At 72.2% G+C, this 20,813-nt stretch carries 18 protein-coding genes and 1 tRNA gene; 9 read left to right on the top strand and 10 right to left on the bottom strand.

What is annotated here, in order from left to right; all coding sequences use genetic code 11:
- Positions 1 to 42 precede the first annotated feature (42 nt).
- Both ACWV17_RS15610 and ACWV17_RS15605 read left to right on the top strand, forming a co-directional pair.
- Positions 43 to 116 (top strand) — tRNA-Pro (locus ACWV17_RS15610).
- Between the two features lie 243 nt (positions 117 to 359).
- Positions 360 to 3,059: a SpoIIE family protein phosphatase gene (locus ACWV17_RS15605; protein WP_455360183.1), complete on the top strand. Its 2,700-nt coding sequence runs from the start codon at positions 360 to 362 to the stop codon at positions 3,057 to 3,059.
- Here ACWV17_RS15605 and ACWV17_RS15600 read toward each other — a convergent pair.
- From ACWV17_RS15600 to ACWV17_RS15560, 9 genes are all read right to left on the bottom strand, one after another.
- Complete coding sequence (locus ACWV17_RS15600) at positions 3,049 to 4,617, bottom strand: aldehyde dehydrogenase (RefSeq protein WP_455360182.1); 1,569 nt, start codon at positions 4,615 to 4,617, stop codon at positions 3,049 to 3,051. The genes ACWV17_RS15605 and ACWV17_RS15600 overlap by 11 nt on opposite strands.
- Complete coding sequence (locus ACWV17_RS15595) at positions 4,614 to 5,342, bottom strand: gamma-glutamyl-gamma-aminobutyrate hydrolase family protein (protein WP_455360181.1); 729 nt, start codon at positions 5,340 to 5,342, stop codon at positions 4,614 to 4,616. Before ACWV17_RS15595 ends, ACWV17_RS15600 begins: the two co-directional genes overlap by 4 nt.
- A gap of 2 nt (positions 5,343 to 5,344) precedes the next feature.
- Positions 5,345 to 6,058, bottom strand: coding sequence for an ABC transporter substrate-binding protein (locus ACWV17_RS15590; RefSeq protein WP_455360180.1), 714 nt, complete (start codon positions 6,056 to 6,058; stop codon positions 5,345 to 5,347).
- Entirely contained in the window at positions 6,055 to 7,452 is a 1,398-nt protein-coding gene (locus tag ACWV17_RS15585) for a glutamine synthetase family protein (RefSeq protein WP_455360179.1), read from the bottom strand. Before ACWV17_RS15585 ends, ACWV17_RS15590 begins: the two co-directional genes overlap by 4 nt.
- Positions 7,453 to 7,474: 22 nt before the next feature.
- Positions 7,475 to 8,707, bottom strand: a complete 1,233-nt coding sequence (locus tag ACWV17_RS15580; protein ID WP_455360178.1) for an NAD(P)/FAD-dependent oxidoreductase — start codon at positions 8,705 to 8,707, stop codon at positions 7,475 to 7,477.
- A gap of 1 nt (position 8,708) precedes the next feature.
- On the bottom strand, positions 8,709 to 8,897 hold the full coding sequence (locus ACWV17_RS15575; RefSeq protein WP_455360177.1) for a ferredoxin: 189 nt from the start codon (positions 8,895 to 8,897) through the stop codon (positions 8,709 to 8,711).
- A gap of 42 nt (positions 8,898 to 8,939) precedes the next feature.
- Positions 8,940 to 10,142 (bottom strand): cytochrome P450, encoded by a 1,203-nt coding sequence (locus ACWV17_RS15570; protein WP_455360176.1) that lies wholly within the window; start codon positions 10,140 to 10,142, stop codon positions 8,940 to 8,942.
- Between the two features lie 206 nt (positions 10,143 to 10,348).
- On the bottom strand, positions 10,349 to 11,116 hold the full coding sequence (locus ACWV17_RS15565) for a cache domain-containing protein (RefSeq protein WP_455360175.1): 768 nt from the start codon (positions 11,114 to 11,116) through the stop codon (positions 10,349 to 10,351).
- Positions 11,106 to 11,879, bottom strand: coding sequence for a FadR/GntR family transcriptional regulator (locus ACWV17_RS15560; protein ID WP_455360174.1), 774 nt, complete (start codon positions 11,877 to 11,879; stop codon positions 11,106 to 11,108). Before ACWV17_RS15560 ends, ACWV17_RS15565 begins: the two co-directional genes overlap by 11 nt.
- A gap of 227 nt (positions 11,880 to 12,106) precedes the next feature.
- Between ACWV17_RS15560 and ACWV17_RS15555 the strand changes: the two genes are divergently transcribed.
- The 7 genes from ACWV17_RS15555 (at position 12,107) to ACWV17_RS15525 (ending at position 20,064) form a co-directional block, all read left to right on the top strand.
- Positions 12,107 to 13,630, top strand: coding sequence for an APC family permease (locus ACWV17_RS15555; RefSeq protein WP_455360173.1), 1,524 nt, complete (start codon positions 12,107 to 12,109; stop codon positions 13,628 to 13,630).
- A 32-nt stretch (positions 13,631 to 13,662) separates the two neighbouring features.
- The gene (locus tag ACWV17_RS15550) at positions 13,663 to 15,183 is read left to right on the top strand and encodes a PucR family transcriptional regulator (protein WP_455360172.1); all 1,521 of its coding nucleotides are present in this window, start codon (positions 13,663 to 13,665) and stop codon (positions 15,181 to 15,183) included.
- A 146-nt stretch (positions 15,184 to 15,329) separates the two neighbouring features.
- Positions 15,330 to 15,665, top strand: coding sequence for an aldehyde dehydrogenase family protein (locus tag ACWV17_RS15545; protein WP_455360171.1), 336 nt, complete (start codon positions 15,330 to 15,332; stop codon positions 15,663 to 15,665).
- Between the two features lie 77 nt (positions 15,666 to 15,742).
- Positions 15,743 to 16,813, top strand: coding sequence for a CaiB/BaiF CoA transferase family protein (locus ACWV17_RS15540; RefSeq protein ID WP_455360269.1), 1,071 nt, complete (start codon positions 15,743 to 15,745; stop codon positions 16,811 to 16,813).
- Positions 16,814 to 16,874: 61 nt separating this feature from the next.
- Entirely contained in the window at positions 16,875 to 18,053 is a 1,179-nt protein-coding gene (locus ACWV17_RS15535; protein ID WP_455360170.1) for an acyl-CoA dehydrogenase family protein, read from the top strand.
- A 65-nt stretch (positions 18,054 to 18,118) separates the two neighbouring features.
- Positions 18,119 to 19,276 carry an aminotransferase class V-fold PLP-dependent enzyme gene (locus ACWV17_RS15530; protein WP_455360169.1) on the top strand — a complete coding sequence of 386 codons (1,158 nt, stop codon included), beginning with the start codon at positions 18,119 to 18,121 and terminating at the stop codon, positions 19,274 to 19,276.
- The gene (locus tag ACWV17_RS15525) at positions 19,273 to 20,064 is read left to right on the top strand and encodes a cobalt-precorrin-6A reductase (protein WP_455360168.1); all 792 of its coding nucleotides are present in this window, start codon (positions 19,273 to 19,275) and stop codon (positions 20,062 to 20,064) included. The genes ACWV17_RS15530 and ACWV17_RS15525 overlap by 4 nt, the downstream gene beginning before the upstream one ends.
- Here ACWV17_RS15525 and cobF read toward each other — a convergent pair.
- Entirely contained in the window at positions 20,043 to 20,798 is a 756-nt protein-coding gene (gene cobF / locus ACWV17_RS15520; protein WP_455360167.1) for a precorrin-6A synthase (deacetylating), read from the bottom strand. The two genes, ACWV17_RS15525 and cobF, sit on opposite strands and share 22 nt — an antisense overlap.
- Positions 20,799 to 20,813: the final 15 nt, after the last annotated feature.

Below are 20,813 nucleotides of genomic sequence, written 5' to 3'. Positions count from 1 at the left end.
CGGTGCGCGTTCGGCCGGGGGAAACCCCTGGTCAGCGAGCATCGGGACGTGGCGCAGCTTGGTAGCGCACTTGACTGGGGGTCAAGGGGTCGCAGGTTCAAATCCTGTCGTCCCGACGGTGCTGTCGCAGTTCAGAGGCCGTTTCCGCTTGGCGGAGACGGCCTTTGCCGTGCGCCGGCACGAAGATCTGACTCTCCCTCAGGGTGTCGTCGGCCCCTGCGGCCACGCAGTCGCCCCCCGATGGCGAGAATGCTAGAAATAGATGCATGATCGGACATTCCGGCCGATCTCCGGTCTCGTCACCCGGCAGCCGCGATGCGTCGCCGCGGCGCTCTCCCTGGCGGCGGCTGACTTCGTTGATGAGCGTGCGCACCGTCGCCGGACAGGTCTTCTTCCTGCAGGTGGCGATGGTGGTACTGCTCGTCGCCGCCGCGGTCGTGGCACTGTTGCTCCAGGCCCGGCGGGACAGCGCGGCGGAGGCTCGCCACACGACGCTGGCCGCGGCCAACTCGTTCGCGCACGCCCCGGGAGTCGTGGACGCACTGGAGAGCCCGGATCCGACCGCGGTGCTGCAGCCGCGGGCCGAGGCGGCCCGGCGGGGAACCGACGTCGAATTCATCAGCGTGATGACCCTGGACGGAGTCAGGTACACCCACCCCGACCCGACGCGGATCGGCACCCGCGTCGGCGACACCGAAGGGTTCACGGAGTCGACACGGACGCGCGAACCCTTCACGCGGACCTACGACACCAGCCGCGGGCCGTCCGTGGTGTCTGTCGTCCCCGTCCCCCGCCCCGACGGTTCGGTGGTCGGCCTGGTGGCTGCCGGGATCACGATCGAGGACGTGAACAGGGCGGTGGACCGCATGCTTCCGGTGGTGCTGGGGACAGCGGCCGGAGCGCTGGTGGTGGCCTCGGGCGGGGCGGCACTGGTGAGCCGGCGGTTGCGCCGGCAGACCCGCGGCCTGGGGCCGGCCGAGATGACGCGGATGTACGAGCATCATGACGCGGTGCTGCACGCGGTGCGTGAGGGGGTGGTGATCGTCGGCGGTGACGGCCGGGTGCTGCTGGCCAATGACGAGGCGCGGCGGCTGCTGAATCTCCCGGCCGATATCGAGGGCCGCCACGTCACCGGTCTGGGACTGGAGGGGCACACCGCCGAACTGCTGGCGTCGAGCAGTGCCGTGAGCGACGAGGTACATCTGACCGGGGACCGGCTGCTGGCGGTCAGCGTCCGGCCGACCGCCCCCTACGGCGGGCAGGGCGGGAGTGTGGCGACGCTGCGGGACTCCACCGAGCTGAGGGAACTGTCGGGGCGGGCCGAGGTGACCCGGGAGCGCCTGAAGCTGCTGTACGACGCGGGGGTGCGCATCGGCACCACGCTGGATGTGGTGCGTACCGCGGAGGAACTGGCGGAGGTCGCCGTGCCGCGGTTCGCCGACTTCGTCACCGTCGAGTTGCTGGAGGCGGTGCTGAGTGGAGAGGAACCGGCCGGGCCGAGCGGCGAGATGCGCCGGGTGGCCGTGCGGGGCCTCCACGCCGACCAGCCCCTCTATCCCGTCGGCCAGGTGATCGGCGTGGTGTCCGGCACGCCGATGGCGGAGGTCCTGGGCAGCGGCTACGGGGTGCTGGAGCCGGATCTGACCCGCGCTTCCGGCTGGCGGGCCCAGGACCCGGAGCGGGCCGAAAGGGTGCTGGAATACGGCATCCACTCGCTGGTCGTCGTGCCGATGCGGGCCCGTGGCGTGGTGCTGGGACTGGTCAACTTCTGGCGTTCGGAGCGGCCGGATCCGTTCGGGGAGGAGGATCTGTCCTTCGCCGAGGAGCTGGCTGCCCGGGCGGCGGTGTGCATCGACAACGCCCGCCGTTACACCCGCGAGCACACCATGGCCGTCACCCTGCAGCGCAGCCTGCTGCCCCGCGAGCTGCCCGAGCAGTCCGCCGTCGAGGTGGCCCACCGCTACCTGCCCGCGCAGGCCGGGGTCGGCGGCGACTGGTTCGACGTCATCCCGCTGCCCGGTGCCCGGGTGGCGCTGATGGTCGGCGACGTCGTCGGCCAGGGCCTGCACGCCGCGGCCACCATGGGACGGCTGCGCACCGCGGTGCACAACTTCTCCTCCCTGGATCTGCCTCCCGACGAGCTCCTGAGCCATCTGGACGAGCTGGTCGCCCGCATCGACGTCGACGAGGCGCCCGAGGACGACGGCACCAGGCTCACCGGGGCCACCTGCCTGTACGCCATCTACGACCCGGTCGGTGGAGTCTGCACCGTCGGGCGCGCCGGCCACCTGGCGCCCGCCGTCGTCCACCCGGACGGCGCGGTGGTCTTCCCCGACGTACCGGCCTCCCCGCCGCTGGGCGCGGGGGGCGGGCTGCCGTTCGAGACCTGCGAGCTGCGTCTGCGCGAGGGGAGCCGGCTGGTTCTCTACACCGACGGGCTCGTCGAAGACGGCCCACGCGACCTGGACACCGGCCTGGAGATGCTGCGCAGTGTCCTGTCCGGCCACCCGGAGCGCAATGCGGAGGAGACCTGCCGAGCCGTGCTGGAGGACATGCTGCCCGAGCGCCGCGGCGACGACATCGCCCTGCTGATCGCCCGTACCCGCCTGCTGGACCCCGGGAAGGTGGCCGGCTGGGATGTGCCCTCCGACCCCGCGTCCGTCGCACCCCTCCGCGCGGCGTGCACCCGGCAGTTGGACACCTGGGGGCTGGGGGAGATCGCCTTCGCGACCGAGCTGATCCTCAGCGAACTGATCACCAACGCCATCCGCTACGGCAGGCAGCCCATCAGGGTACGAATGATCCACGACCGCAGCCTGATCTGCGAGGTCTCCGACGGCAGCAGCACCTCCCCCCACCTGCGCCGGGCCAAGAGCACCGACGAGGGCGGCCGCGGTCTGTTCCTCGTCGCCCGGTTCGCCGATCGCTGGGGAACCCGCTACACCCCCCGCGGCAAGGTCATCTGGTCCGAACAGCCCCTGCACGACGGCGCCGGGGAACCGGACGCCGACCTCGGCGAGATGCTGCTGGACCAGTGGGACGACGAGGTCACAGCCTGATCCAGGTGGTCTTGAGCTGGGTGTATTTGTCCAGCGCGTGCAGGGACTTGTCGCGCCCGAAGCCGGACTGGGCGTAGCCTCCGAACGGCACCGTGATGTCGCTCTCGTCGAAACAGTTGACCCAGACGGTGCCGGCCCTGATCGCCCGCGCCATGCGATGCGCGGTTGACAGATCCCTGGTCCAGACTGCGGCGGCCAGGCCGTAGTCGGTGCCGTTGGCGAGACGCACGGCCTCCTCGGCGTCCTCGAAGGCGATGACCGAGAGCACCGGACCGAAGACCTCCTGCCGGGCGATGCGCATGCCGGAGTCGACCTGGTCGAAGACGGTCGGCTCCAGGTAGTAGCCGCCGGTCTCCCGCAGCACCTGGCCGCCTCCCACCACCGCCCGGGCGCCGTCGTCGAATGCGCCCCGGACGTGCCCGAGGACGCGTTGCAGGTGCTTCTCCTCCACCAGCGGGCCCATGGCGGTCCGGGGGTCGAGTGGGTCGCCCACCACCGTCCCGAGCGCCGCCTCGACGACCAGATCCAGCAGCTCGTCCTTGACCGCCCGGTGGACCAGCAGCCTGGACCCGGCCGAGCACACCTCGCCCTGGTTGAAGAAGATGCCGCCGGCGACGGCCCTGGCGACCAATGCCAGATCGGGCGCGTCAGGGAGAACGACCTGCGGAGACTTCCCGCCGAGCTCCAGCGACACCTGCTTGAGGTTGGACTCGGCCGCGTAATGCAGGAAGAGCCGGCCCACCTCCCCGGAACCGGTGAAGGTGATCGCGTCGACGCCGGGGTGGCGGCCCAGAGCTGCGCCGGCGGTGGGGCCGAAGCCGGTCACCACATTGAGGATGCCGTCGGGCACGCCCGCTTCGGTCGCGAGCTCGGCGAACCTCAGGGCCGTCAGCGGAGACTGCTCGGCCGGTTTGAGGACGACCGCGTTACCGACGGCGAGCGCGGGCGCGATCTTCCAGACCGCCATCATCAGCGGGAAGTTCCACGGCACGACGGCCCCGACGACGCCGAGCGGCTCCCGCGTGATCGTGGCCAGAGTGCCGTCGTCGGTCGGCGCCACCTCGTCGTACCGCTTGTCCACCGCCTCGGCGTAGAAGTCGAGGGCCTGGACCGTGACGCGCAGGTCGACCGCGAGGGCGTCGGTGTAGGGCTTGCCCATGTCGACGCTCTCCAGCAGCGCCAGCTCCTCGGCGTGCTCCTCCACCAGGCGCGCCAGCCGCTGCAGCACCACGCGCCGCTGCCGGGGCGGCCGCCCCGACCACGTACCGCTCTCGAACGCCCGCCGGGCGCTCGCCACGGCGCGGTCGACGTCTTCGGCGTCTCCGGCGGCGACTCGGGCGATCACCCGCCCGTCACGCGGGGAGACCCGCTCGAAGGTCGTGCCGCTGAGGGCATCCACCTGCTGCCCGTCGATGTACAGCCGGGTCGCGAGGGAGAGGCCGGCGAAGCGCTTCTCCAGCTCCTCGCGCCGCGCCACGGCCCGGACGGCGTCGGGAGTCCGGTCGTCCGGGGTGCTCTGCGTGTCCGGGGCGCTCTGGATGTCCGGGGTCGCGGTCATGCTGCGACCTCCTTTCGGATGCGCGTACGTCGGGTGCGTGCTCGGTCGATCAGATCGCTGAACAGGGCGGCGTCGGGCCGGGACGTGGCCGCCAGGTCCTCCGGGTGCCACTGGACCGCGAGTACATCGGCGCCGGTGTGCTCCACCGCTTCCACGCACCCGTCGGCCGCTCGTGCCACCACGCGCAGGCCCTGGCTCAGCCGGGCGATCGCCTGGTGGTGGTACGAGGACACGTCGAAGGGATCGGCCCCGACCACGGCGTGCAACCGCGACCCGGGGACGGCCGTCACCGCGTGGAGCGAGTCGCGGTGCTCGACCGGGCCACGCGGGACGTGCTGGGTCAGGGTGCCGCCGCAGGCGACGTTGAGTACCTGCAGGCCCCGGCAGATCGCCAGGGCCGGGATGTTCCGGCCGATCACCGCCCGGGCGACGGCGAGGTCGAGTTCGTCCTGCTCGTCGTGGTCGGGTTCGGTCTCCGGATGCGGATCCTGGCCGTAGCGGGCGGGGCTCACATCAGCACCGCCCGGCAGCACCACGCCCGCGCCCACGGCCAGCCGCTGCGGCAGCTCGGACAGACAGCGCCGGTCCGCGCCGTGCAGGACGAGGGGTTCACCGCCGGCAGCGAACACCGCATCGCACACGGCCTCGGCGGCGACGGTGGCGCTGAAGCGCAGGCCCGATACGGAGGCGGCGCGGCGGCCGACGACGAGCACCAGCGGTCGCACGGTCACCTCCCCGCCCTCTCGCCGAACGGGTACTCCAGCGCGGGAAGCCACCTGGCCCACGCCGCGGACAGCCGCCCGTCGGCGATGAACCGGGCGAGGGCGTCGTCCAGCTCCGCCAGCCGGCCGGGGCGGTCCTTGGCCACGCCGATGCCCCAGCGGTTGCCGGTGCGCACGGTGAAGGCCGTCTCGAAGTCCGGGTGCTCGCCCAGGGGTACGAACACCACGTCGTCGTCGACCACGGCGTCCACCTCCCCGGACCGCAGCGCCGCCAGCATGTCGCCGAAGACGTCGTCCGAGCCGCCGCCGAAGGCCACCGGGAGCGCTCCCTCGAACGTCCTGGCCAGCGCCATGTTGGTGCTGCCCTCGATCGCCGCGACGCGGCGGCCGCGCAGGTCCGCCGCGCCGCGCACCGGATCGCCGCGGCGCACGAGCACCGATTCGTGGAAGACGGCGTACGGGCGGGTGAAGTTCACCTGCGCGGAGCGGGCGGCGGTGATGCCCTGGCCGCACAGTACGGCGTCCGCCTCTCCCCGCTGGACGGCGGGAATCATTTCGGCCCACGGCAGGCACACCCACTCCAGCGGGCGGCCGAGCTCGTCGGCGAGCAGCTCGCCGACGGCCGGTTCGTAGCCGCGCCGTCCGGTCACCGGGTCGGCGAGGTGGAACAGCGGCGGGGCCTCGGAGTCGATGCAGGCCAGGCGCAGGGGCGCGGTCACGGGGCCTCCTCCGCGTACATCATGTGCTCCCAGTCGGTGACGGCGCCGCAGAAGCGAGCCCACTCGTCCCGCTTGAACTCGCCGTAGAGATCGGCCAGTTCGGGGCCAAGAGCCTCCTTGACGACCGGGTCGGCGGCGAAGGCCTCCAGCGCCTCGCCGAGGGCCATCGGCAGCTTGCCGAACCGGGTGTCGCCGGGGTGGCCGGACCCGCGCTGGGCCGGTCCGGGATCGGTCCGGTGGTTCAGTCCGTCCTCGATGGCGGCGAGCAGGACGGCATGCGAGAGGTACGGGTTGACCATGGCGTCCGGCAGCTTGAACTCCAGCCGTCCGTTGGCCGACAGGCGCACCGTGCAGGTCTTGTTGTCCAAACCCCAGTTGATCCGGGAGGGGGCGAACTGGCCGGAGTCCCAGTACCGCTTGTAGGAGTTGACCGTCGAGCCCATGACCGCCATGGCGCCGGCGGCGTGGGAGAGGATGCCGCCGAGGGCGTGCCTGCCGGTCTCGGTCAGGTGCAGTTCGCGCACGCCGGGATCGGCCAGGACGTTCTCGCCACCGCGCCACAGGCTGAGGTTGTGGTGGCAGCCGTTGCCCATCATGCCCGTGGCCGGCTTGGGCATGAAGCTCGCGGTGACGCCGAGCTCGCGCGCCACCTGGCGGCAGATCTGGCGGTAGACGACGAGCCGGTCGGCGGTCAGGTCCGCGTGGTCGTACATCCAGTTCAGCTCGAGCTGGCCGGGGTCCTCGTAGTCGCCCTCGATCATGTCCAGCCCGAGGGCCCGGCCGTAGGCGATCACCTTCTGGTAGATGGGGCGGTAGCGCTCCAGATGATCGACGTGGTACGCGGGGCTGGAGCCGGGGCGGAAGCGGGCGTCCAGCCCGGGGCCGGTCCAGGTCATTTCGGGCTCGCAGCCGCTGCGCAGCTCCAGGCCGGTGCGGGCGGTGAAGGCGGCATGGAGGCGGATGAGGTTGCCGCGTACGTCGGTGGCCAGCGGCCGGCCGCCCACGTCCGGCCGGTGGCCGGGCTCGTAGAGCCGGCAGAAGAAGCGGCCGACGCTGCTGTCCCAGGGCAGGACGGCGAAGGTGTCCAGGTCGGGGACCGCCGTGAACTCGGCGGCCTCGGCGCCACCGCCGAGCAGGTGGCCGGCCCGGTCGGTCTGGAGGTCCGACACGGCGGTGCGGTGGAGCTGGACACCGTTCTCGACGTTGCGGGCGAGGTGCTCGGCCGGGACGACCTTGCCCACGACCCGGCCGGAGATGGTGACGGCCTGGTAGTAGAGGTACTGCACGCCGCCCGCGGCGATCCGGGCCCGGACCGACTCGATGGCGGCCTGGTCGGTGTTGCGCTCGCGGTGCCGGTCCAGCGCTGTCGCGCCGGGGATGACGGTGATCGTCATGGGGTTCCTCGCAGGGGGAGGTTCAGACGGCGGGTTCGAGGGCGGTGAAGGCCTCGCGCAGCTCGCGCAGGCGGGCGGGCGGGAGGTTGATCGCGACGGTGCCCACGTGCCGGGACCGTCGGTGGTAGGTGGCCAGGACGCCCGCCCGCAGGTGGTCGAGGTCGCCCTCGTGCAGGTGGACCTCGTCGGCGAGGGCCGGCGATCCGAAGCTCTGGAACCGCAGGTCGAGCTGGCCGCTCCAGAACGAGGGGACCGGGGCGAAGGGGGCGGGACCGGGTGCGCGGCCGTCGAGCTGAGCGGTCAGGGTGGCTGCCGCACGCTTGGCGGTGTCGGCGGGGATGGACCAGTGCTCCACGCGACGGGGCCGGTCGTCGAAGAGCGGGTTGGGGAAGCGGGCGACGTCGCCGACGGCGACCAGCCGGTCCGCACCGACGGCCCGGAGATGGTTGTCGCACAGGACGCCGTCGCTGAGGTCGAGCCCGTCATTGCCGGCCAGCCAGTCCGTGTTGGGGACCGAGCCGACGGCCTCGATGACGACGTCGGCCCCGAGTGTGGTGCCGTCGTCGAGGTCGACGGCCGTGACCTCCGTGGTGCCGAGGACGCCGGCGACGGAGCGACCGGTACGGAAGCGGATCCCGGCCGCCTCGTGGTGCCACTGGACGGCCTGCGCCAGCGGGCCGCCCAGGACGCGGTTCATCGGCGCACCGGTGGGCTCGACGACGGTGACCCGGCAGCCCAGCCCGAGCGCGGTCGCGGCGACCTCGCAGCCGACGAAGCCGGCGCCGACGACCACCACCCTGGCCTCCGGGCGCAGCACACCGCGCAGGGCGACGCAGTCCTCCAGGGTGCGCAGGACGTACCGGCCGCTCCGGGGGCCGGGCAGCCGGAGCCGGCGGGGCCGCAGCCCGGTGGCCGCCACCAGGCCGTCGTAGGCGACCTCGGTGCCGTCCGCCAGGGTGAGCCGGCCCTGCCGTAGGTCGGCGGCGACAACGGGCCGGCCGGTCCGGAAGTCGACATCGTCGACCAGCGCCCGGCGCCGGAAGGCCACTGCGGTGTGCAGCTGCGCGGCGGAGGATCCGCCCGGTGCGGCCAGTACCTCCTTGGACAGCGGCGGGCGGTTGTACGGCAGGTGGGGTTCGTCGCCGAGGACGGTGAGGGGACCGGTGTGCCCGGCGGCCCGCAGTTGCTCCGCCGTACGCAGGCCGGCCAGGGAGCCGCCGACGACGGCGATGTGGGCGGCGGTGTGGGCGGCCACATCAGTCCCGGACCAGGATGGCCTGGACGGGGCAGACGTCTGCGGCTTCCTCGACCTCGAAGCGCTGCGATTCGTCGGGGTTGCCGTCGAAGACGAGATTGCCCTCGTCGTCCATCCGGAAGACGACGGGCGCGGCGATGGCGCACTGGCCGTGGTCCTGGCACTTGGCCAGGTCGACGATGACCTGCATGGGGTTTTCCTTTCCGTCGCGGGGCTGTTGAGGTGGGGCTGTTCAGGCGGCCGGGGTGAAGGCGATGGGCAGCCGGACCGGGCCGGTGTTGCCGGAGTCGGGCAGCCACGCGTCCTGGCCGTCGATGCGGAGATCCCGCATGCGCCGGGCGAGCAGCGGCAGTGCCTCGCTCATGTCGCTGCGGGCGACGAAGTGGCCGAGGCAGTGGTGGGCACCGCCGCCGAAGCCGAAGTGCGGCTTGCGGTCGGCCGCGATGTCGAAGGAGTACGCGCCGAACACCCTGGGGTCGGTGCCCGCGGACTCGCTGAAGAGGTGGACCGTGGTGCCGGCCGCGATGTCGAGGTCCTGGAAGGTGAAGTCCTCCCGCGCTTCGCGGGTCACCCAGGTGGTGGTGGGATTCACCCGCATCACCTCCTCGACCGCCTTGCCGCCCAGCTCCGGCCGCTCGGCGAGCAGCCGCCACTGGTCGGGGTGGCGCAGGAAGGTCTGCATGGCCAGGCCGAGTTGGTTGCGGGTGGTGTCGAAGCCGCCGAAGATCAGCAGCACCAGGCCGTCTCGCAGCTCGCTGTCGCTGAGGCTGTCGGAGTCGCGGTGGGCGCGCACGAGCGCGGAGACGAAGTCGTCGCGCTCCTCCCGGCGGCGGGCGGCGATCAGTTCGTCGGCGTAGGCGTAGAGGTTCGCCAGGGCCGCCTCGATCTTCGCCAGGTCCTGGCGGAAGGTCACCCCCATGGCCAGTCCGATGGTGGCGGACTCGCGGGCGATCACCGGCCATTCGGACTCGCGCAGCCCGAGCATGAGGGCGATCACCCGTGCCGCGTAGGGCTCGGCGAACTCCGAGACGAACTCGCAGTGGCCGGGCTCCGGGAAGCCGTCGATCAGCTCTGTGGCGAGCGCCTGGAACCGCGGCACCAGGCCGCCGATGAGCCTGGGCGAGAAGGCGGGGTTCATCAGCCGGCGCAGCCGGTGGTGTGCCTCGCCCTCCTTGTTGAGCACCCAGCCGGACCACCAGTCGGCGAACGGTCCCTCGGTGATGCCGTTGTGGGCCGGCCAGGCGGCGCTGCCCTGGCGGAGCTTGGGGTGCTTGAGCAGCCGGCTGACCTCGTCGTAACGAAGGACCGCCAGACCGTAGTTGGTCCGCGCGTACCAGCTGCGTTCGCGTGCTTCGTACACGGCGGCGGACTTGATCGAAAAGCTCGGGTCGGCGACGTCGAAGTACGGTGCTGCGTCGAGTGCGGTGCCCGTCACGGGGCCTCCAACCATCTGTCGGGCAAGCAGGTGGGCGAAATACTCTAAAGGCAGAGTTTAAAAGTCAAGGGGGTACACGCGAAAAGGCCGCCGGAGCTCTGGGGCCTGTCCGGCGCCTTGCGATGCACCGCACCAGACGCCGCGTCCTATCCGGCCCTGATCCGCCGGACAGGCCCTAGCTCCGACGGCCTCGGTGGAGGCTCCGGCTACTCGCGAGCGGCGAGGGCCAGCACCCAGCCGCTGTCCAGCCCCACCTCGCCCGCGGCGAGGAACACGCCGTGCCGCGCCTGGGGCATCCGCGGCAGCCTCGAACCGACCAGCCAGCGCGAGGTGTTGGCAGCGACCACCTGCCGCTCCGCGCCGGCCAGCACCGCGTCGTAGCCGGCGCCGCGCAGCAGGACCAGCAGCCTGGACTCCAGGTCGCTCATGCGCAGATCCGTCCCGGCCACGCCGAGGAAGACCTCGTCGACCACGGGGACGGTGAAGGTGCAGACGTAGCGGTCGGCGCCGGAGTAGTCCACGTACGGGCCGAACACCGCGTGCCGGGAGTGGTCACGTGCGGCCGCGTACCACTCCATCTCGAAGTAGTCGTAGACGTCCACGCAGGCCGGGTCGAGGTTGAGCCGCAGCGGTACGAAGTCCGCCGCGCCGCGCTGCCACCACGCGATGTGCCGCTCGCGGTCCGGCAGCAACTGCCGTGCCGCCAGGAAGCCGAGCCCGTCCGCCCACGGTTGCGCGGTCAACTGCTCGACGACGGTGGGTCTGAGGCCGGCCAGATGTGCCGCGCTGAGCACGTCGTGCGAGGCCATCGCCGCGCGGCGGCGCCGGACGACCTCGGCGGCGACGGCCTCGGGGCCGGAGAAGACCTCTCCGAGCAGGTCGCGCACGCGTTCCAGCAGGGTGGCGAGCACTGCCGCCGGGGAGTCCGCACCCGCGTGCGGCCCCTCGTGCGGCGTGGTCCTCTCAGACACCATCGGGCACCTCCACACATTCTCGCTCGGCCGCCCGCAGATGCAGGTCGATGAGCCGGCGCAGATTGCGCCGGACATGGCGCTCGGCCAGCAGGCGCGCCCGCTCGCCGTCCTCCTCGGCGATCGCCATGGCGATGGCGTGGTGCTCGGCCACCACCGTGTCCAGCTCCGACTCGGGCTCGTACGACAGCCAGAGCAGCCCGGCCGTCCCCGACTGCAGGTTCACCTCCAGCCGGGTGAGCCGCTCCGACTGCGAAGCGATCGCCACCTCGATGTGGAACCGGCTGTCGGCCCTGATGCGGGCGCCCAGCCCGTCGGCTCGCGACAGCTGCTCGACGAGGTTCAGCAGGCGCCGCAGGCCGGCCGCCGAGGCGCGCTCGGCAGCCAGCATGGCCGAGGCGCCGGACACGGCGAACTGCTCGTCGGCCAGGTCGCGGAGCTCCGAGACGGTCGTGGACCGGATCCGCTCCTCCAGGGGCCTGAGCGGCGGATTCGCCGGCCGGCGGACGAACGTGCCGCCGGTGCGGCCGCGGCGGGTCTCGACCAGCCCCTGATCGCGCAGTACGGCCAGAGCCTCCCGCAGGGTCATCGGCGACACCCCGAGCTGGTTGGCGAACTCCACCTCGGTGGGCAGCTGTTCGCCGTCGACGACCAGCCCCAGGTGGATGGCCTCGCTGATCCGCTGGACGACCTCGTCACTCCGCCCCGCCGCCGTGAGGGGAGAGATCAGGGTGGCACGCATCAGCGGTGCGCCCTCTGCTGCCACTGCTCCTCCTCCTCGCGTCGCACCCGTCATCACGCCCGCGCACGGCCCTTGTGCCATAACCCACGTGCTTGTAGTTTTTCGGCACTCGCGAGCACGTGGCGTCCCTCATCGTAGCCAGCCGCGCCCGCGGCCCGGCAGGTCACGCCACAGATCACGCCTTCCAGAACCTCTCTCACCGCCCTCCTTTGGTGTGAGCACACCTTCGGTACGAGAAAACGGGAGCCTGCATGAGCCCCACCACCGCACCGGACCACGCCGACAGCGACGCCGCCCACCTGGCGGCGCTCGGCTACCAGTCCGAGTTCAAGCGGGACATGAGCCCCTGGGCCAACTTCTCGCTCGGCTTCACCTACCTGTCGCCCGTGGTCGGCGTCTACTCGCTGTTCGCCTTCGCCCTGGCCACCGGCGGCCCGCCGATGATCTGGAGCTTCCTCATCGTGGGCATCGGGCAGCTGCTCGTCGCCCTGGTGTTCAGCGAGGTCGTGGCCCAGTTCCCGGTCGCGGGCGGTGTCTACCCGTGGGCGCGCCGGCTGTGGGGGCGCCGGTGGGCCTGGATGACCGGATGGGTCTACCTGATCGCGCTGCTGGTGACGATCGCCAGCGTGGTGTACGGGGCCGGCCCGTACATCGCCGCGGCCTTCGGCTTCACACCCACGGTCAACACCACCATCGTCTGCGCCCTGGCAATCCTCGCCCTGGCCACGGTCGTGAACTTCCTGGGCACCCGCGTCCTGTCGACGGCGGCGGTCATCGGCTTCGCCGCCGAGATCGTCGGAGCCCTGGCGGTCGGCGGCTGGCTGCTGCTGACGCACCGCCACCACGACCTCGGCGTGCTCTTCGACTCCTTCGGCTCGCAGGGCAGCCACAGCTATCTGTGGGCGTTCGCGGCCGCCGGCCTGATCGGCGTCTTCCAGTACTACGGCTTCGAGGCATGCGGCGACGTGGCGGAGGAGGTCCCCGACCCGGGCCGCCTGATCCCCAAGGCGATGCGCCGGACCATCTACATCGGCGGCGCCGCGGCCACCTTCGTCTGCCTGGCGCTGGTGCTCTCCGTGGCCGACATCCCGGCGGTCGTCGCCGGCCGGGACGCCGACCCCGTCACCACGCTGCTGGACTCCGCCTTCGGCCCCGTCGCCTCCAAGGTCGTCCTGGGCATCGTGCTGATCTCGTTCCTCTCCTGTGCCATGAGCCTGCAGGCGGCGGCCAGCCGGCTGGCGTTCAGCTACGGCCGCGACGACATGATCATGGGCAGCCGACTGCTGCGGAAGTTCTCGCAGGCCCGGCACGTGCCGCCCTACGCACTCCTGGTGGCCGCGATCGTTCCGGCCCTCATCGTCATCGGCTCCAAGATCTCCACCGACGCCCTGACCAAGATCATCAGCTTCGCCGCCCTCGGCATCTACCTCGGCTTCCAGATGGTCGTGCTCGCCGCGCTGCGCGCCCGGCTGAAGGGCTGGCAGCCCAGCGGGAAGTACCGGCTCGGCAAGTGGGGTCTGCCCGTCAACATCGCGGCGCTGGCCTACGGCATCCTCGCCGTGGTCAACATGTGCTGGCCGCGTACACCGGACGCCCCCTGGTACGACAACTACATCGTGCCGCTGTCAGGGGTGGTCGTCGTCGGCGCCGGAATCGTCTACATGCTGGTGCACCGCTCCTACGGGCGCAGCGACGCCCCGTACGACGACGCGATCCCCAAAGCCGCGCCCGAGGCGGCCCCCACCGAGCCCACGCCGTCCACCACTAACATCTAGCTTTGGATCTCAACGCATGGAGTGGTGAACGCATGGGCGTACCGATCCGGTGGTTGGTGGCCCGGCGCGAGCTGCGGCTGACGGTGCTGGCCGGGCGGGACGGGCTGGACCGGGAGGTGGACTGGGCCCACAGCATCGAACTGTCCGATCCCACCCCGTGGCTGAGCGGGGGAGAGCTGCTGCTCACCACCGGTCTCCGGCTGCCCGGGTCCGGAGCCGACTGCCGGCGCTATGTGCGGCGCCTGGCGGACATCGGAGTGGCAGCCCTCGGATTCGGCACCGGGCTCTCGCACGAGCACGTCCCGCCGGCCCTCGTCGAGGCGGCCGAGGAAGCGGGGCTGCCGCTGCTGGAGGTGCCGCTGCCCACGCCGTTCGTGGCGATCACCAAGGCCGTCATGGAACGGCTCGCCGAGCTGCAGTACGAGAGCGTGGTCCAGGCCTCCCGCGTCCAGCCCCGGATGACCCGGGCCGCGCTGCACGGTGGCGCCCAGGCCGTGGTCAGAGAACTGGCCGTTTCCACCAGGACGAGCGTGCTGCTGCTGGACGACGCCGGCGCCGTGCGCGCCGCGCACCCCTCTGCCGCCGCCGGACCCGAGCCCGGCATCCTCGCCGGGCTGCGGTCCGCGGAGCAGGCGGCCACCACGGTGAGCACCGGTCCGCACGGCGCCGTGGTCACCCATCAGGTACGGGTGGGCCCGCGCTCGCACGGCCGGCTGGTGCTGGTCTCCGACCGGGAGCCGACACCCGTCGACCACCTGCTCCTCGGGCACGCGGCCTCGCTGCTCGCGCTGGAGGCGGAGAAGCCGCTGCGCCTGCGGGACGAGCAGAACCGGGTCAACAGCCTGTTCCTGCGGATGGTCCTGGACGGTACGGTCCCCGAGCCGGCCGCCCGTGACCACCTGACCGAGGCGGGATTCCCCGTACACGAAGGCATCCGTGTCCTGGTCCTGCGCGGCGGCAGCCCGCAACGCGCCCTGGACGCGGCGGGCCAGGACCTCGCCGGGCGTGGCCTGCCCCGCTTCGGCGCCGAGCGCGAAGGGTGTGCCGCGCTGCTGCTGCCCGGCGACGGTACCGACACGGCCCGGGCGATCGTGGCGGGTGCCGCTGCCGGGCTGCGGCCGCGCCCGTGGGCCGGACTCAGCGACCCGCACGAGCTGACGGCCGGTCCGGCGGCCCTGCGCGAGGCGATGAACGCCGCGGCGGCCGGCCAGGCGCGCGGGCGGCCGGACCTCGTCACGTTCGAGTCGCTGGCCGGTCAGGTGCTCTTGTCCACACCCGAGACCAGGGCGGTGCTGGAGGTGCTGTCCGACACCCGGCTGCGCCCGCTGGCCGCCTACGACCGGGAGAACGGGACCGAGCTGCTCGACTCGCTGCGCGCCTTCCTCGAACACCACGGGCAGTGGGAGTCGGCGTCCTCCGCGCTGGGCGTCCACCGCCACACCCTGCGCAACCGCATGGAGCGGATCCACGCCCTGCTGGGCGTGGATCTCGACTCCGCGCACGTCCGCGCCGAACTGCTGCTCGCGCTGGCCGCGTGGCAGGGCGCGGCCTGACGCCGGCATCTCTGGGCCATGGACGGACTGGACGGACTGGACGGACTGGCGCGGCCCGTCCCTTCCCCTCACTCCATCTCGTCCACTGCGCAGGCCGACCTGAGGTGCACACAATGACCGCCTCAGGACACGGAACAGGAAACCCCATGCAGCAGAACGCAGGCAGCGCCGTGTCCCGCGCGGAGCGGCAGGTCCGGCGGCAGGCCCGGGACGAGATCCAGCAGGCGGTGACGGAAGGCGCCGCGCGGGACGGGGTGAGCGTCCTCACCGGCGACCTGCGGGCCGTGACCGCCGCCGTGGGACAGCTCGACGTCGGCATCCTGCACATCAACTCCGAGACCGCCGGCGCCGATCCGCACGTCCCCTTCGGCGGGGTGAAGGCGAGCGGCTTCGGCCCCAAGGAGCAGGGCCGCGCGGCCCGCGAGTTCTTCACCACCACCAAGACCGTCTACCTGCGCAGCTCCCAGGGAGGGATGCAGTGACCGAATCGCCCCGGCTCCCGCTGGCCGGCGTCGTGGTCGCCGACTTCGGCCGCGTCCTGGCCGCTCCGTACGCCACGATGCTGCTCGCCGACCTCGGCGCGGACGTCATCAAGGTCGAGCACCCGGCCACCGGTGACGACACCCGCGCCTGGGGGCCGCCGCACGCTCACGGCGAGGCCACGTACTTCCTCTCCGTCAACCGCAACAAGCGCTCCGTCGCGCTCGATCTGCGCGACGAGACCGACCGCCGGCGGGCGACGGAACTGGTGCGCCGGGCCGATGTGCTGTTCGAGAACTTCCGGCCCGGCACCATGGACAAGTACGGGCTCGGCCACGCGCAGGCACACGCGCTCAACCCCGGCCTCGTCTACTGCTCGGTGACCGGCTTCGGCGCCGGCGCCGCCCTGCCCGGCTACGACCTGCTGATCCAGGCGGTCGGCGGCCTGATGAGCGTCACCGGCCCGGCCCCCGGGCAGCCGGTGAAGACCGGCGTCGCCCTCGTCGACGTACTCACCGGACTGCACGCCGCTACCGGCGTACTGGCCGCCCTGCGCCACCGCGACGCCACCGGCGAGGGCCAGCACGTCCAGATCAACCTGCTGTCCGCGTTGCTGTCCAGCCTGGTCAACCAGGCCGGTGGCTACACCCTCGCCGGGAACGTGCCCGGGATCCTGGGCAACCGGCACCCGTCGATCGCGCCCTACGAGGTCTTCCCGACCAAGGACCGGCCCCTCGTGGTCGCCGTCGGCAACGACCGCCAGTTCGCGGCCCTGTGCCAGGGGCTGGACGTCCCGGAACTCGCCGACGATCCCCGCTTCGCCACCAACACCGACCGGGTGGCCCACGTCGCCGAACTCGCCCAGTTGCTGGCGGAGTCGCTGTCCACCCGTACCGCCGCTGACTGGTTCGAGCACCTCACCCCGCTGGGCGTGCCCTGCGGCCCGGTGAACGACCTGGCCCAGGCCTTCGACCTGGCCGAGCAGCTCGGCCTCGCCCCGCGCGCCACGATCAGCGACGACGGACCGCCCATGGACTTCGTGGCCAACCCCATCGGGCTCTCCGGGACCCCGCCCCGCTACGCACGCCGCCCGCCCCGGCTGGGCGAGCACACCGACGAGATCACGGCCTGGCTGGACTCGGAATCATGACCCCGCCGCCCGTCCCCTCGAATCTCTCACCACCCCTCACCACCCCTTTCAGGAGCACACGATGAGCGGCGCCAAGCCGATGAAGGACCCCCTCGACCTGCTGGACATCTCCTCCGTTCTCACCGACGAGGAGCGGGAGATCCAGGCCACCGTCGCCAGGTTCCTCCAGGACCGGGTACGCCCGCACATCGGGGAATGGTTCGAGAACGCGCACTTCGCCCGGGAACTCGCCCCCGAACTCGGCAAGCTCGGGGTACTCGGCATGCACCTCGACGGCTACGGCTGTGCCGGCACCAACGCTGTCTCCTATGGTCTGGCCTGCCTCGAACTGGAGGCCGCGGACTCCGGTTTCCGCAGCTTCGTCTCGGTCCAGGGCTCGCTGTCGATGTACTCGATCTGGAAGTGGGGATCGGAAGAGCAGAAGCAGGAGTGGCTGCCGCGACTCGCCGCCGGCGAGGCCATCGGCTGCTTCGGCCTGACCGAGCCCGACTTCGGCAGCAACCCGGCCGGCATGCGCACCAGGGCCGTACGGGACGGCGGCGACTGGGTCCTGAACGGCTCCAAGATGTGGATCACCAACGGCGGCATCGCCGATGTGGCCACCGTCTGGGCCCAGACCGAGGAGGGCATACGCGGGTTCCTCGTGCCGCGCGGCACCCCGGGCTTCACCACCCAGGACATCAAGCACAAGATGTCGCTGCGTGCCTCCCTCACCTCGGAGCTGTACTTCGACCACGTACGGCTGCCCGACTCCGCCCGGCTCCCCGAGGCCAAGGGCCTGCGCGGCCCGCTCGCCTGCCTGAACGAGGCCCGCTTCGGGATCCTCTTCGGCGCGGTCGGCGCGGCCCGCGACTCCCTCCAGGCGGCCATCGAGTACGCCGACTCGCGGATCCAGTTCGGCAAGCCGATCAGCGCCTTCCAGCTGACCCAGCGGAAGCTCGCCGACATGAGCGTGTCCCTCGGTAACGCGGCACTGCTCGCGCTGCATCTGGGCCGGCTCAAGGACCAGGGCCGCATCCGCCCCGAACAGATCAGCGTCGGCAAGCTCAACAACGTCCGCGAAGCGATCGCCATCGCGCGGGAGTGCCGGACCGTACTGGGCGCGAACGGAATCTCCCTGGAGTACTCACCGCTGCGGCACGCCAACAACCTCGAGTCGGTGCTCACCTACGAGGGCACCAGCGAGATCCACACGCTGGTCATCGGCCAGGCGCTCACCGGCCAGGCGGCCTACCGCTGAGCGGCGGCCGCACCACCAGGGTGCCAGAGGTGGGACGACGGCATGGTGGCTACCCTGAAGCCACCATGCCGCACTCCTTTCCCGGTGGTCCTGAATTTCCCGGCGGGCCCGACCTGTTCCGGCTCGACCCCGCCGTCGCCCACCTCAACCACGGCTCCTTCGGCACCGTCCCGGTCCCCGTCCAGGCGGTCCAGGACGCCTTGCGCGAGGAGCAGGAGCGCGACCCCGACGCCTTCCACCTCGCCGTACCGGACCGGGTGGCCGCCGCACGGGCGCGTATCGCCGCCCACCTGGGGGCCGAGGCGGACGGCATCGCGCTGATCCCCAACGTCACCGAGGGCATCAACGTCGTCCTGAACTCCCTGCGCCTGGACCCCGAGGACGAGATCCTGGTCACCGACCACGGTTACGGCACCGTCAGCCAGGCCGCGGCCCGCCGGGCCCGGCTGCGGACCGTGTCCCTCGGCCCGGACGCGCCCGACGAGGACGCGGTACGGGACCGGGTCCTGGCCGCCGTCACCGGCCGGACCAGGGTCGCCGTACTCGACCACATCACCTCGCCCACCGCCCGTGTCGTCGCGGGCAAGCGGCTGCTCGCGGACCTCGCCGAGCGCGGGGTCACCACGGTCGTCGACGGAGCGCACGCCCCCGGCATGCTCCCGGACCCGCTCGCCGGCGCCCCCGACTTCTGGTTCGGCAACCTCCACAAATGGGCGTACGCACCCCGGGGCACCGCCGTCCTCGCGGTCGCCCCCCGGTGGCGGGCGCACATCCGCCCGCTCGCCCCCTCCTGGGAGGACCACCACGGCTTCCCCCGCGCGCTCGAATGGCGCGGCACGATCGACTACACCCCTTGGCTGGCCGCCCCGGACGGGCTCGACCTGCTGGCCCGGCTCGACGCGCCGAAGGTGCGCGCCCACAACACCGCCCTCGCCGCGTACGGGCAGCACCTGCTGGCCGAACGCGCCGGGCTGCGCCCGCTGCCGTACTCCGAAGGCGTCGCGATGCGCGCGCTGCGGCTGCCGCCCGGTGTCGCCGAGACCCGCGACAGCGCGCACGCTCTGCTGCGGGAGATCGCGGACCGGCTGCGCACCCGGGTCCTGGTGTGGCCCTGGCCGGGCGGCGGGGGACTGCGGATCTGCGCGCAGATCTACAACCACCCACGCGAGTACGAACACCTGGCCGGCGGCCTCGCGGCCCTGCTCGCCGGCCGCCGCCCATGACCGGCCCGCGGCCCGCCCCGGTGACCGCCCATGTGCTGATCCTCGGCGGCACCGCCGAGGCCCGCCGGCTCGCACAGGACCTGGCAGACCGACCCGGCCTGCGGGTGACGAGCTCCCTCGCGGGCCGGGTCGCCGAACCCCGGATGCCGCCCGGAGCGGTCCGGATCGGCGGATTCGGCGGCGTCGACGGACTCGCCGACTGGCTGCGCACGCACGAGGTGGCCGTCCTGGTGGACGCCACGCATCCGTTCGCCGAGCGGATGAGCGCCCACGCCGCCGAGGCGGCTGCCCGTACCGGCACCGCACTGCTCGCGCTGCGCCGCCCCGGCTGGCAAGCCGGTCCCGGCGACCGCTGGCACTGGGCGGACTCGCTCGCCGGGGCCGCCGCCCTGCTGCCCGCACTCGGCACGCGCGTCTTCCTCACCACCGGACGGCTGGGGCTGGCTGCCTTCGCGGACCTCGACCGACTCCGCTTCCTCGTACGGTCGGTGGAGCCGCCCGAGCCGCCGCTGCCGCGGCACATCCGGACCGTCCTCGACCGGGGTCCGTACACCGTCGCGGGGGAGCGGGAGCTGCTGCGTACGTACGACATCGACGTCCTCGTCACCAAGGACAGCGGCGGACACGCCACCGCGGCCAAGCTGACCGCCGCCCGCGAACTCGCCCTGCCCGTCGTGGTGGTGCGCCGTCCCGCGCCGCCCGCCGGGGTCACCGTGGTGACCGGCGCGGCGGACGCGCTCGACCGAATCGAGCGGATCCGGCCGGATCAGTCGCGCCGCAGCAGATAGGTGTCCATGATCCAGCCCTTACGGGCCCGGGCCTCGGCGCGCAGCTCCTCGATCCGGTCGCTGACGTCCGCGAGCCGCCCCGACACCAGGATCTCGTCCGGGGTGCCCACGTAGGCCCCCCAGTAGATGACGAGGTCCTGGTCGAGGTGGCGGGTGAAGGCCTGCCGCGCGTCCAGCATCACGACCACGTCGTCCACACCCTCCGGCCAGCCCTCCGCGAGCCGCCGGCCGGTGGTGATCTGCACGGGGCGCGCGACCCGGTTCAGCCCGGTCCGGTGCCTGGCGAGCAGCGCGGAGACACTGCTGATGCCCGGCACCACCTCGTGCTCGAAGGCCACCGCGCCCCGGTCGAGGATCTCCTCCAGGATGCCGAGCGTGGAGTCGTACAGTGCGGGATCGCCCCACACCAGGAACGCCCCGCACTCGTCCTCGGCCAGCTCGTCCGCGATGAACCGCTCGTAGAGGTCGGCGCGCCGGCGCCGCCAGTCGTCCACGGCGGGGGAGTAGTCGGAGGTCCCGCGGTCCCGCTCGGGATCGCGCGCCTCGACCAGACGGTACGACGGGTCCTCGATGTGCGCGTCGAGAATGTCGCGCCGCAGCCGGGTCAGGTCGGACTTCTCCTCCCCCTTGTCGAGGATGAAGAACGCATCCGCCTTGTTCAGCGCCTTGACCGCCTGAAGCGTCAGATGGTCCGGGTCGCCCGCCCCGATGCCGATGACATAGATCTTTCTCACGCCGTCGAGTCTGCC

This window comes from Streptomyces mabaensis (genome assembly GCF_053763515.1).
Note: the sequence above shows the minus strand (reverse complement) of the source record. Positions and strands in the feature narration are given on the sequence as shown.